We start from the raw sequence: 12,382 nt of genomic DNA on the forward strand, positions 1-12,382 counted from the left end.
TGCATAAAAGTAACTTTATAGGCAGAAATTCTTGTTAGTAACTTAGCTATGAAGATCCTTTAAAAATCACTAAATTCGCAAGACCACAAAACAATCGTAAAAAACAACAATAATGAGCAAAGAAGTAGTAATTGTATCTGCAGCACGTACCCCAATAGGAAGTTTTATGGGGAGTTTATCTACCATACCGGCAACTCAATTAGGAGCCATTGCCATCAAGGGTGCATTAGATAAAATCAATCTCGATCCAACGCTTGTACAAGAAGTATTTATGGGTAATGTTGTCCAAGCAGGAAATGGTCAGGCACCAGCAAGACAAGCTGCTTTGGGAGCAGGTATTAGTGATAACGTACCTTGTACTACAGTTAATAAAGTATGTGCTAGCGGAATGAAATCTGTGATTCACGCTGCACAGGCAATTGCTTTGGGAGATGTAGATATTGTTGTTGCAGGTGGTATGGAAAACATGAGTTTGATTCCGCATTATGTAAGATTAAGAGCTGGACATAAATTTGGACCACAAACGCTGGAGGATGGTATGCAAAAGGATGGTTTGGTAGATGTATATGATCAAAATGCTATGGGTACTTGCGCCGATCTTTGTGCTAAGGAACATAATTTTAGTAGAGAAGACCAAGATGCATATGCTATTCAATCATATGAACGATCTGCAAATGCATGGGCCAGTGGCAAATTTGATAATGAAGTAGTTCCTGTATCAGTACCCCAACGTCGAGGAGAACCTGTGGTAATTTCTGAAGACGAAGAATACAAAAATGTAAAGATGGAAAAAATCCCTGCTTTACGTCCTGCTTTTTCCAAAGACGGAACAGTTACAGCTGCCAATGCTTCTACTATAAACGACGGCGCAGGTGCAGTGGTGATGATGAGTACAGAAAAAGCAAAAGAACTAGGGCTTACTCCATTGGTTAAAATAAAAAGTTATGCCGATGCGGCTCAAGAACCCAAATGGTTCACCACTGCCCCAGCCAAAGCATTACCTAAAGCACTTGAAAAATCTGGAATTGATATTAAAGATGTGGATTTTTTCGAATTTAATGAGGCTTTCTCTGTGGTAGGTTTGGCTAATTTAAAAATACTTGGACTTACAGATACAAATACCAACGTTAATGGAGGTGCAGTTTCTCTTGGTCATCCACTAGGATGTTCTGGTGTTCGAATCCTTATTACTTTAATAAATGTATTAGAGCAAAACAACGCCAAAATAGGAGCTGCTGCTATTTGTAATGGAGGTGGTGGAGCATCAGCGATGGTTATTGAACGCTTGTAATAAAAATGTTGATTGCTAAATAAGTTTTTAGTGCATTCGTAATCTTTAATCACCCATTGTCCAACTACTGGTTTTATTACCTGATTTTATATATAATTCATGCAATACGGCATCTGCAATCTAAGCATTGTTCCTTTACGTCTAGAACCTCAAGATCCTAGTGAAATGGTATCTCAAGTTCTCTATGGAGAACATTTTAAAGTATTAGAAAAACGTAAAAAATGGAGTAGAATTCGTTTAGCTTTTGATCAGTACGAAGGTTGGATAGACAATAAACAATATAGCGAGATTACAGAAAATCAATACAAAGACTTTGATAAATCACCCCTTGATTTGGTGGGTGATATTGCAGAATTTGTAAGTTGTGAAAATAACCAACTAATGGTAGTTTCATTAGGAGCATCATTAAAAGCATTACATTATTTTAATCATCAATATGAAGGCTCTAGAATAACTCAAAAACTAGGGAAAAATAATATCATCAATACGGCACTTTTGTTTCTTAATGCTCCATATCTATGGGGTGGTAAAACTGTTTTTGGTATTGATTGCAGTGGTTTCACACAAATTGTTTATAAACTTAATGGCTACGCTATACTACGTGATGCATCCCAACAAGCTACCATGGGAGAACCTCTAAGCTTTATAGAAGAAAGTGAACCTGGTGACCTCGCATTTTTTGATAATGAAGAAGGAAGAATAACACATGTAGGCATCATGATGAAAGATAATTATGTGATACATGCACATGGTAAAGTACGTATTGATCGAATAGATCATACAGGTATATATAATGTTGAGAAACGTACGCACACTCATAAATTAAGAGTGATTAAACGAATAGCGCTGTAATGTAATAGGATTCTATAATGAAAACTAAGGTAAATATCATAACTGTGCAGCAAAGTGATAATCAAGCATTGTTAGATATTGGTTATAAAACTTTCTACGAATCGTTTGGACCGCCCATTAATAAGGAAGAAGATATCCAAGACTATTTGAACAACAACTTTACATTAGAAAAAATTAATAAAGAGTTACAAAATCCAAATTCTGAGTTTTATTTTGCCACTATAGATACTCAAATTGTAGGGTATCTCAAAGTAAATTATGCAAATGCGCAAACAGAAAATGTTGCAGGTAATACACTCGAAGTTGAACGAATCTATATCATCAAAGGATTAAGAGGCAAAAAAATTGGCTTATATCTTTTAGAAAAAGCTATATCTCTGGCCAAACAAAAATCAGCAGAACTTGTTTGGTTAGGAGTATGGAAAGAGAATACAAGAGCCATTAAATTCTATAAAAAAAATGGTTTTGTAACTTTTGATGAACATCAGTTTGTTTTAGGAACAAGCATACAAACAGATTTTATGATGAAATTAGAATTGTAAATCTAAAAATTTTATGATTTTAATAACAACAATAAAACACTATTTGTTTTATATTTGAAACAATCATTTCAGTTAAGATGCCAAAAACAGAAACATTTAATAGAGAACATGTGTTGGAGAAAGCAACAGAAGTATTCCATAAAAAAGGATATAATGGTACTTCTATGCAAGATTTGGTAGATGCCACATCTCTTAACAGGTCGAGTATTTATAATTCATTTGGTAATAAATTAAATATGTTTATCGAGGTGCTCTCCTATTATCAACAACTCAATAATAGTGATTTTAATCAAGGACTCTCTAAATCTTATAATGCAAGTGAGGCCATCAAAATTATTTTCAATATAAATCTATCAAGAATTTTAAATGATAATGATCGTAAAGGATGTTTGATTGTAAATTGTAAATCAGAAATGACCAATCAAGAACCATTAATTACTTCTTTTATGGAAAAACATCAAGATAGAATGGTCGCAGTGTTGGAGGATATAGTAAGTAAAGGACAAATGGAAAAAGTATTTAACGAAGAACAAACGGCTAACCAATATGCGTTGTATTTGTTTACTGCTATCCAGGGATTACAGATGACTGGAATTTTAAATAAGAGCAAAGAAGATCTTACTAACTTGATTAATACAATTCTTAAAGTCTTAGAATAATTTTTTTACTTAATAATGAAATGATCGTTTCAAATATAAATTTAAAAAATAGAAAATGAAAAAATTACAAAACAAAGTAGCCGTTATTACTGGAGCAAACAGTGGTATAGGCCTTGCAACCGCCAAATTATACCTAGAACAGGGTGCAAAAGTAGTTCTATCTGGTAGACGTCAGGAAGCTCTTGATGAAGTTAAAAAAAGCTTAGAAGGTGAATTTATTACGGTTAAAGCCGACGTTTCTATTGCAGAAGATAACAAAAAACTCATCGAAGAAGCCACCAAAGCCTTCGGGAAAATAGATATTTTATTTCTTAATGCCGGTATTGCCCCTTTGTCTCCTACCAATGAGATAACAGAAGAGCACTATGATACTGTCTTTAACACCAATGTAAAAGGCCCTATCCTGGCTACAAAAGAAGCACTGCCGCACATAAACGACGGAGGTACTATTGTATTTACCAACTCTATTGTTACACAAAAAGGGTTTGATGGTCTAGGTATTTACTCTGCTACAAAGGGAGCACTAAGAGCATATCAAAGAGTACTAACTTCTGAGGTAAAGTCAAGAAAAATACGTGTTAATTCTATTGCACCGGGCCCCATAGAAACTCCTATATATGATAAAATGAATCTTCCGCAAGATGTAGTAGAAGAAATGGGAAAAGGTTTTGCTCAACAAGTACCGTTAGCACGTTTTGGAACTGCCGAAGAAGTAGCCAAATCAGCACTATTTTTGGCATCAGACGACGCATCTTATATAAACGGAGTAGAATTAGAAGTAGATGGTGGATTAAGTCAGATATAGGATGATTCAATGAAAAATCAAACTATTAGCAAGAAAGTTAATAGTATTTAGTCAAATACCTTCTCATAAAATCATGTTTTTGAGAAGGTATTGTTATTTCAGTGGTATATTTCACATAAACTATTAACACATATAAAGCTCTTATTTACAAACGATTACCGTTATTTCTATCAATTTTCACTACTATTTATAATATTTTATTTATAATACTTACTTATAAATGACTATTTTACAAGAATGAAATGGTTCTTATTTATTGCATTTTCTTTGCTTATTGGTTATATATCAATCAGTCCTGAAACCTATATTGGAAAATGGCAAATCACAGGTGGATCTATTATTGAAATTTATAGAGATGGAGATACGTTCTACGGAAAAATATATAAACGCGCAAAAAAACCTTTATCAAATTTCAACGGTTTAGACAATAAAAATCCTATTAAAGAACTGAAAGGAAGGCCATTAGTAGGTATGAATGTTCTGGAAAATCTCAGTTTTAAAGATGGTGTTTTATCAGGAGGAACCATTTACAATGCCGATAGCGGTAAAAGTTATATAGTAAAAGTTTGGATCGATAGCGATGATATCAATATATGTTATATCAGAGCCTATAAAAGTATCTTGTTTAAAACTTTTACTGCCAAAAGGGTAATGCCATAATCTCTATAATTGAATAGAAAGATTCTACATTATACAATAGAGATTGTTTTAAACCTTGCGTAGTTATTATATTCAAGTCTTATTACAAAAGTCATTTGTATAACATAGAATTTGTTTTCTATTTCAATTTGTAATCATCTATTAATTTATTAGAAACTTGAATACTCGCTACTCTTCTTGGGTGAGGTATATTTTTTTGTCTCATTTATATTCCACTCGCCAGTAGAAATTGGTATGGAAACAATATCTGTAACTTCAAAATCTATTAAAGTTAGATCAAGTTTTTTCAATGCCTGATTATCAAATGTTTTATAATAATATACTAAATTGAGGTGATCTCGTAGTACCGACCATTGGGTATAATCCAAAATTCTATTGGAAGTTTCTTCGACTACAGTACCTAGAGGTACCTGGATATTCTGAATGATAACATCAGATAGGCTAATAGATTTTTGAATATCTTCTGGAGCATAGATTGATTCAACAAACTTGGTAGCTCTTACAAAGCGCGAAATAGCACTGGAATCAGCCGGAAGATCAAAAAGTCCTGGTAAATCATTTGGCTTTTTCTGATATACAGTCAAACTTTTATATTTATCCAGCTTTTTCAACATTTCAGGATATGCAGGTTCATTTGTCAATACACCATTAGGTACTTCATAAAAACTTGGACTACCATTAGTATATTCGACGACTAGTGCTGGACTATCTACATCAGAATCTATAAATATATAGTGTGCTGGGTAATTCATTAAAAACTTACTTGGACAAACTACATTAATTGTACTTAAAGTAGATTTAACTTCTGAAACAGTTGCACACATTCCTAGCACGTAACCAACTACATCCAAAAACATTAAATTATTCCCTGAAACAGACTCTTTTTGATATTGACTTCCAGATAACCATAAAGAAGCAGCAGATAGCCCCTTTTCATTTACCCCATCCAAAAATATTGGAGAAATACTTTCAACCTTAAAAGGAATTTCATTAAAAATACATGGACCAACATCTATAGCTGCAAAACCATATTTGTTTGTCCAATTAAGTGGTTTTTGAGGAAATAGCCTAAAATCCTCTTCAAGCTTTTCAATAAATGATGATCGTATTGGAAATTCTCTCTTTCTAGGATAAATAACCATATTAGGTTTTAGAGTAACTGGAAATGGTTTTGTTATTGTGCCAAAATCCATTGTTCTTGCCGATACTTTCTCTTGAAAATTCTCTCTACTTTGTTTTCTTAATAAGTTGGTACACATAATCTATTTTTGTTTGGTTTTATTCAGTTTATAGTAACCTGCTAAAATCTGAAAGGGGTAAGAGAAACAGGTATGGGATTCTCAAAAAACGGAAGGGTTTAGATAATTAACGTATGAATTATATTAAATATCTAACTTCAATAATCACACATTAAATTACTAATTTATTATGTTATACAAATACTTTTTGTATAAAATTAACTAAATCATAAGTGATAAAATTTTAAATCATAAGAGCATACTTACCTATTAAAATCCATTGCGAAGGCAACCTTTGGTTATATACAAACGTCTATTATACTAGACATCAAAAACAACTATACTAACCAAAACAAAACCAATGAAAAAAACTGCCATCATTATTGGGATATTATTCTTAATACAATTTGTTCTAGGAGTTCTTTTAAATCAATTTTTAATCGGGCCTATCACCTTTGACCCCGATTATCTTGTTATTGCATCTGTCAATACGTCGCAATTAATTATTGGTACTTTTATAAGTATACTAAGTGGCGCTTTAACTGTTTGGATTGCCGTCAAATTATTCCCTTTTTTTAAGCCATTCAGTCATACCTTAGCATTAGTATATGTTGGGTTCTCTGTTGTAAGCTTTACCGTTACCCTTATTGATATTGTAGGAGTATTATCTCTATTGTCTGTAAGCATAGAATATACCAACCCAGAAATGCAAAATGCCGATTTCTTAAAAACAATAGGAACTATATTTTACGCAATTCGAGTTTGGACTCATTACTTGGTTTTGCTGATTGCTGCATTAAACCTTACCGTATTTTATAGTGCTTTATTTATTTCTAAATTACTCCCTAGATTTATTTCAACCTGGGGTTTACTAGCCGTATCATTAATGTTAGCTGCGTTAATTTTAAACATTTTCGATGTGATAACTTTTGAAACCGAAATGATGTTATTCCTTCCGTTGGCTATAAATCAATTAGTTTTGATCGCATGGTTATTAATAAAAGGTTTTTCAGAGTCAAACAATTTTAATACTTCGCATACGACAAAACTGGATATACAATAAGAGTTTTTATCTACCAGAGATTGTTTTAACAATCTCTGGTAGATAAACGTATACAGCTATAAACTCTTTATACGTTGTTAAAAGCTTGTTCTATATCCCAAATTAAATCTTTAGTATGCTCTACTCCTATTGATAACCGAACCAATTGATCAGTGATATTCATTTGCGCTCGTTGTTTTTCATCTACTCCTGCATGAGTCATTGTTTTTGGATGTTCTGCCAAACTTTCTGTACTTCCCAAGCTAACAGCTAATTTCATCAATTTCAAGTTATTTAAAAATTTAAACGCTTCGGTTTCTCCTCCTATAATATCAAAAGAAACCATAGCTCCTGGTGCAGAACACTGTTTTTTATAAGTAGAATAGGCCTTAGTACCCTTCTCTAACACTCCCAGATAATAGACCTTTTTTACCTTAGGATGTTTCATTAAATAATCTGCTATTAATTGAGCATTACTAGTTTGCTGATCCATTCTAACTTTTAATGTCTCCAAGCTTCTAAGCATCAACCATGCCGTATGAGGGCTTACCATATTGCCCAAAAAAGTTCGTAATGTTTTTACACGTTGCATTAGTATTTCATCACCCAGAACCGCCCCTGCAATAAGATCACTATGTCCACCAATGTATTTTGTCGCAGAGTATACTACCAAATCTGCTCCACATTGTAAAGGGTGTTGCCAAAGTGGTCCCATATAGGTATTATCCACAGCTACCAATATTCTTTTCTCGTTTGTACTATATTGATTCGCAATCTGACTAAATTCTTCAATATCGACAATACAATTGGTTGGGTTTGCTGGTGTTTCTAGATAGATCATCGCTAATTGATCTGCATATCCAGAATCATCAATTAATTGAATTACTTCTTCTTTACTTTGATGCGGCATGATACCGATCGTATGAACCCCTATTTTATCCAAGAAATGTTGAATAAAATGGTCAGTCCCGCCATACAACGGATTACTATAAACCAATAGGTCTCCAGGTATAAGAAACTCTAATAATACAGTACTAATAGCAGACATACCACTTTCAAAAACAGCACAATCATCTGCTTTATCCCATAAACATAACCGATTTTCGAGAATTTCGAGATTAGGGTTATTTATTCTACTATAAATAAGCCCTAGTTCTTCTTTTGGTGATTTCTCTCGCAAACCATAAGCCAATTCGAAAAAAGCTTTCCCTTCTTCCGCTGTTTTAAAAACAAAAGTTGATGTTTGAAAAATTGGACATTTTATAGCTCCTTCAGATAGCTCGGGTTTATATCCATAAGTCATCATTAAACTTTCTGGATTAAAATCATGTATATTCATTTTGCAATTTTTTAATCAATTAATAATCAAGTAAAAACGCTCTTAATCAAAGCTTTACGCGTATTGTATAAAAATAAAATATAAAGAATATAAATCCAATTAAACATATATAATAAGAATAAAAAACTATTATATTAAAATTAATAGAATATTATCCTATTTTTATGCTTAAAAAATGAATAATTAAGGAAAATATTATGGACAAAATCGATAAAGAAATAGCACTTCTACTTCAAAAAGATGCCAAAATAACTATCAAAGAAATTGCAGAACGCTTAAATCTTACAACCACACCAATCTTTGAACGTGTAAAAAAACTAGAGAAAGAAGGATACATAAAGTCATATAAAGCAATACTGGATAGAAAAAAAATAGGATTACAACTTATGGTATTTTGCAATATTACCTTAGATCTTCATCAAACAGATTATTTAAAGAAATTTGAAAAAGATATACAACAATTTCGAGAGGTAGTAGAATGCTATCATATTGCAGGAATGTTTGATTATTTAGTAAAAATTTATATCAAGGATATGGAGCACTATCAATATTTTTTATCAAATAATCTAGCTTCGTTAGACAACATTTCTAAGGTACAAAGTTCCTTTGTTATGACAGAAGTAAAAGATTTTTCGTATGTTAAGATTCCGTAAAAAACACGATTAATCCATTTATCGGTTATCAAATAACGTATGAAAAGTTTGTCTTGTCATTTCATATCTATTTACTGATTGATAAAAATTAATCCAACCTGGGGTGGTCATATAATTTTTTATAAATGTAAACCCTACTTTCGGAAGTACTTTATTAGGTGCAGGATTTAAAGCATAAGGCTCGCAAATAAGTTTTTTAAGATTAAAGTTCCTAAAGTAAAAAGGAATTGTCTTTTTTAATAACGTTACTCCTACCCCTTTATTTCTTAGATTTTCTTTCCATAAATGTAAATGCATAGTGGCTGTTTCACCAAATACAATTTTATTGATATTAGAATGTCCTACCGCTTCATTATTTATTTCCCAAATTATGTAATAGAACTCCTTTACCTCTATAGACGTTTCAATTTCAAGTCGTATTTTTTCGATCCAATCTTTACGGCTCGGTAGCTTATTTTTGTCAGCTCCCATTCCTTTAAGAAAAAATGATGAAGCATTCCTAAAGTAATCTGCAATTACTTCGACATCCATTTGCTTCATTTCTCTAACCGAAACATTCATACTGCATCACTTTTTTAATTGATCATCAACATATTTACAGAATGCAACCCGTAAACAACTTATGTACAACAATATAAATTATCTCATGATCTTTACTAATAATTCTTTTAAAAGATCCCCTTGCGGCAGGTTTGCAGCTCCTACTCCTTTACTTTTTACATCAGCATCTCTAAGACATGCTATAATACTACTTACTTTTTTCATAGGATAATTACGAGCCGCTTCAGAATAATCTTTTACAAAATAAGGGTTTATCTTAAGCTCTGATGCCACATTTCTTTGTGACTTATCAGACAAACCATGATACTGCAGCACCTGAGAAAAAAAACTATATAATAAAGAAATAGTAACTACCAAAGGGTTATCCTTAGGGTTTTGGGTAAAATAGTTAATTATACGATGTGCTTTAATACTATCTCTGACACCTATTGCTTTGCGAAGTTCAAAATTATTAAACTCTTTACTGATTCCAATATTTTCTTCGATGTGATGAGCTGTAATTTGTGAACCTGAAGGAATGATTAATTTTAACTTTTCTAATTCATTATTAATTTTCCCTAAATCTGTTCCCAAAAATTCGACCAACATTTGAGACGCTTTTGGTTCTATTGCATATTTAGCTCCTGCCAATACTCTTTTGATCCAATCTGCTACCTGATTTTCGTACAACTTTTTACTTTCAAAAATCACCCCATTTTTCGATACCGCCTTATATAGTTTTTTTCTCTTATCGATTTTCTTATACTTATAACATACAACCAGTACGGTCGATGGTTGTGGGTTTTCTGCATAACTCACCAATTTCTCAATCGTTCTTGATAATTCCTGAGCTTCCTTTACAATCACCACTTGTTTATCGGCCATCATGGGAAAACGTTTTGCATTGGCGACAATATCATCAATACTTACATCTCTACCATAAAGAATCATTTGATTAAACCCTTTCTCCTCTTCTGCCAGTATATTTTTATCAATAAATTCTGAAATCCTATCAATGTAATACGGTTCTTCACCCATCAAGAAATAAATAGGCCTAATATTTCCGTTTTTAATATCGCTTACTATTTGTTTTACTTCATCCATTCAGAAAAAATCATCAAATTTGTGTTATGCAAAAGCTAAATTTTCCAGAGTATCGCTTTAGGTTCAAAAGTAGCGAAAATAAAGTTTCTATTTTTGACCGTATTCGTAAAAAATTCTTTATTCTCACGCCAGAAGAATGGGTAAGACAACATACATTACAGTATTTAATAGAAGAAAAAAAATATCCTGAAAGTTTAATTAATGTTGAAAAGCTAGTAAAGGTAAATGATCTTAATAAGCGATATGATATCATTATTTACAATCCTGACGGTAGTATTCATCTCATTGTAGAATGTAAATCTGCAAATGTCAAAATTACACAAGAAACATTTGATCAAATAGCCAGGTACAATCTCGCCCTGGATGCAGATTATTTAATGATTACCAATGGTATAAACCATTACTATTGCCAAATGAATTATACCGATAATTGCTACGTTTTCTTGAAAGACATACCTAATTATAAAAGGAATTATTAGACCTGATACTTTGACTGTTCTTTTTATAAAAATTATTTCTTTTACATTACTCTATTTCGAATCAAACTTCTTTACTTTGCAGCCGTGAACATTGCTATTGTCATATTAAACTGGAATGGAAAATCTCTGCTAGAGCAATTTATGCCTTCGGTGGTCAAATATTCTAAAGAAGCTACAGTATACCTTGCTGATAATGCATCGACAGATGATTCTATAGAATTTGTAAAATATACATTTCCCGAAGTAAAAATAGTTAAGAATGAAGTTAATGGTGGATATGCCAAAGGATATAATGATGCTTTGGAAAAAATTGATGCAGATGTTTACTGTTTATTAAATAGTGATGTTGAAGTTACACAAGATTGGTTAGTTCCTATAGAAGAAAAGTTTACTACAGATTCTAACATTGCAGCAATACAACCCAAAATTCTTGATTACAAAAAGAAAACTCATTTTGAATATGCAGGTGCAGCGGGTGGCTATATAGATCGATTGGGTTACCCGTACTGTAGAGGTAGGGTTTTTGATACACTAGAAAAGGATATGGGTCAATATGATGACACAACTACCATATTTTGGGCCAGTGGTGCTTGTTTGTTTATTAGAAAGCAAATATTTGAAGAAGTAGGAAAACTAGATGAAGATTTTTTTGCTCACCAGGAGGAAATCGATTTATGTTGGAGGATTTATAACCAGGGATATAAAATAGTATATACAGGTGCATCTGTTGTATATCATTTGGGTGGAGCGACACTACAAGTAATGAATCCGAAAAAAACATTTTTAAATTTTAGAAATAGTTTATTCCTCCTTCTCAAAAACGTGCCAGGAAATAGTGTATGGTTTTTATTATTTATGAGAATGATATTAGATGGCATCGCAGCTTTAAGATTTATTTTAAAAGGTAAATTTCTGCATTTCATCGCTATTTTTAATGCACATATGAGCTTTTACATGAAATTTGGACTTTTTATAAAAAAACGGAGAAATCTTTTTAGAAGAGGGAAATATTATTCCCTTTTTTCCGTTGTATGGCAATATTTCATTTTAAAACGAAAGCATTTTAATCAATTATAAAAAGGATATAATAAATTATTGTTAATGACCTTACAAAACGTCACATTTTTAATAATTTTGAGTTATATAACCACAAGAACAAAAGACTAAACAAATTTTCT

The 12,382-nt window shown here is 32.0% G+C and carries 14 protein-coding genes; 10 read left to right on the forward strand and 4 right to left on the reverse strand.

All coding sequences use genetic code 11. From position 1 onward, the window contains the following. Positions 1–112: 112 nt before the first annotated feature. The 6 genes from ABW636_RS09900 (at position 113) to ABW636_RS09925 (ending at position 4,809) form a co-directional block, all read left to right on the forward strand. Positions 113–1,291: an acetyl-CoA C-acyltransferase gene (locus ABW636_RS09900; protein WP_367589814.1), complete on the forward strand. Its 1,179-nt coding sequence runs from the start codon at positions 113–115 to the stop codon at positions 1,289–1,291. Between the two features lie 99 nt (positions 1,292–1,390). Continuing rightward, on the forward strand, positions 1,391–2,143 hold the full coding sequence (locus tag ABW636_RS09905; protein ID WP_367589815.1) for a C40 family peptidase: 753 nt from the start codon (positions 1,391–1,393) through the stop codon (positions 2,141–2,143). A gap of 17 nt (positions 2,144–2,160) precedes the next feature. Then, positions 2,161–2,685 carry a GNAT family N-acetyltransferase gene (locus ABW636_RS09910; protein WP_367589816.1) on the forward strand — a complete coding sequence of 175 codons (525 nt, stop codon included), beginning with the start codon at positions 2,161–2,163 and terminating at the stop codon, positions 2,683–2,685. A gap of 77 nt (positions 2,686–2,762) precedes the next feature. Further along, positions 2,763–3,344 (forward strand): TetR/AcrR family transcriptional regulator, encoded by a 582-nt coding sequence (locus ABW636_RS09915; protein WP_367589817.1) that lies wholly within the window; start codon positions 2,763–2,765, stop codon positions 3,342–3,344. 55 nt (positions 3,345–3,399) lie between these two features. After that, positions 3,400–4,149, forward strand: coding sequence for an SDR family NAD(P)-dependent oxidoreductase (locus ABW636_RS09920; RefSeq protein ID WP_367589818.1), 750 nt, complete (start codon positions 3,400–3,402; stop codon positions 4,147–4,149). A gap of 237 nt (positions 4,150–4,386) precedes the next feature. Next, entirely contained in the window at positions 4,387–4,809 is a 423-nt protein-coding gene (locus tag ABW636_RS09925) for a DUF2147 domain-containing protein (RefSeq protein ID WP_367589819.1), read from the forward strand. A gap of 149 nt (positions 4,810–4,958) precedes the next feature. Here ABW636_RS09925 and ABW636_RS09930 read toward each other — a convergent pair whose 3' ends face one another. Then, a complete protein-coding gene (locus tag ABW636_RS09930) occupies positions 4,959–6,068 on the reverse strand; it encodes a linear amide C-N hydrolase (protein WP_367589820.1) in 1,110 nt (369 codons plus the stop codon). Between the two features lie 340 nt (positions 6,069–6,408). Here ABW636_RS09930 and ABW636_RS09935 point away from each other — a divergent pair, with 340 nt between their 5' ends. After that, positions 6,409–7,110: a DUF4386 domain-containing protein gene (locus ABW636_RS09935; protein ID WP_367589821.1), complete on the forward strand. Its 702-nt coding sequence runs from the start codon at positions 6,409–6,411 to the stop codon at positions 7,108–7,110. A 67-nt stretch (positions 7,111–7,177) separates the two neighbouring features. On the opposite strand, the gene ABW636_RS09940 is transcribed toward ABW636_RS09935, so the two are convergent. Further along, positions 7,178–8,428 carry a cystathionine gamma-synthase family protein gene (locus tag ABW636_RS09940; RefSeq protein ID WP_367589822.1) on the reverse strand — a complete coding sequence of 417 codons (1,251 nt, stop codon included), beginning with the start codon at positions 8,426–8,428 and terminating at the stop codon, positions 7,178–7,180. A 197-nt stretch (positions 8,429–8,625) separates the two neighbouring features. On the opposite strand from ABW636_RS09940, the gene ABW636_RS09945 reads away from it, so the two are divergent. Continuing rightward, complete coding sequence (locus ABW636_RS09945) at positions 8,626–9,081, forward strand: Lrp/AsnC family transcriptional regulator (protein WP_367589823.1); 456 nt, start codon at positions 8,626–8,628, stop codon at positions 9,079–9,081. Between the two features lie 18 nt (positions 9,082–9,099). Here the strand turns inward: ABW636_RS09945 and ABW636_RS09950 are convergent, their stop codons facing one another. Beyond that, positions 9,100–9,642 carry a GNAT family N-acetyltransferase gene (locus ABW636_RS09950; RefSeq protein WP_367589824.1) on the reverse strand — a complete coding sequence of 181 codons (543 nt, stop codon included), beginning with the start codon at positions 9,640–9,642 and terminating at the stop codon, positions 9,100–9,102. A gap of 78 nt (positions 9,643–9,720) precedes the next feature. Continuing rightward, positions 9,721–10,725, reverse strand: a complete 1,005-nt coding sequence (holA, locus tag ABW636_RS09955; protein WP_367589825.1) for a DNA polymerase III subunit delta — start codon at positions 10,723–10,725, stop codon at positions 9,721–9,723. Between the two features lie 26 nt (positions 10,726–10,751). Here holA and ABW636_RS09960 point away from each other — a divergent pair, with 26 nt between their 5' ends. Further along, entirely contained in the window at positions 10,752–11,204 is a 453-nt protein-coding gene (locus ABW636_RS09960) for a type I restriction enzyme HsdR N-terminal domain-containing protein (protein WP_367589826.1), read from the forward strand. A gap of 84 nt (positions 11,205–11,288) precedes the next feature. Then, a complete protein-coding gene (locus ABW636_RS09965) occupies positions 11,289–12,281 on the forward strand; it encodes a glycosyltransferase family 2 protein (RefSeq protein ID WP_367589827.1) in 993 nt (330 codons plus the stop codon). The last annotated feature ends 101 nt before the right edge of the window (positions 12,282–12,382 follow it).

The organism is Aquimarina discodermiae, from assembly GCF_040786235.1.
Lineage (GTDB): Bacteria > Bacteroidota > Bacteroidia > Flavobacteriales > Flavobacteriaceae > Aquimarina.

Coding starts and splice junctions, on each gene's coding strand:
- ABW636_RS09910 (WP_367589816.1), top strand. CDS start 2,161: ATGAAAACTAAGGTAAATATCATAACTGTGCAGCAAAGTGATAATCAA.
- ABW636_RS09960 (WP_367589826.1), top strand. CDS start 10,752: ATGCAAAAGCTAAATTTTCCAGAGTATCGCTTTAGGTTCAAAAGTAGC.
- ABW636_RS09900 (WP_367589814.1), top strand. CDS start 113: ATGAGCAAAGAAGTAGTAATTGTATCTGCAGCACGTACCCCAATAGGA.
- holA (WP_367589825.1), bottom strand. CDS start 10,725: ATGGATGAAGTAAAACAAATAGTAAGCGATATTAAAAACGGAAATATT.
- ABW636_RS09940 (WP_367589822.1), bottom strand. CDS start 8,428: ATGAATATACATGATTTTAATCCAGAAAGTTTAATGATGACTTATGGA.
- ABW636_RS09935 (WP_367589821.1), top strand. CDS start 6,409: ATGAAAAAAACTGCCATCATTATTGGGATATTATTCTTAATACAATTT.
- ABW636_RS09920 (WP_367589818.1), top strand. CDS start 3,400: ATGAAAAAATTACAAAACAAAGTAGCCGTTATTACTGGAGCAAACAGT.
- ABW636_RS09925 (WP_367589819.1), top strand. CDS start 4,387: ATGAAATGGTTCTTATTTATTGCATTTTCTTTGCTTATTGGTTATATA.
- ABW636_RS09905 (WP_367589815.1), top strand. CDS start 1,391: ATGCAATACGGCATCTGCAATCTAAGCATTGTTCCTTTACGTCTAGAA.
- ABW636_RS09950 (WP_367589824.1), bottom strand. CDS start 9,642: ATGAATGTTTCGGTTAGAGAAATGAAGCAAATGGATGTCGAAGTAATT.
- ABW636_RS09915 (WP_367589817.1), top strand. CDS start 2,763: ATGCCAAAAACAGAAACATTTAATAGAGAACATGTGTTGGAGAAAGCA.
- ABW636_RS09930 (WP_367589820.1), bottom strand. CDS start 6,068: ATGTGTACCAACTTATTAAGAAAACAAAGTAGAGAGAATTTTCAAGAG.
- ABW636_RS09945 (WP_367589823.1), top strand. CDS start 8,626: ATGGACAAAATCGATAAAGAAATAGCACTTCTACTTCAAAAAGATGCC.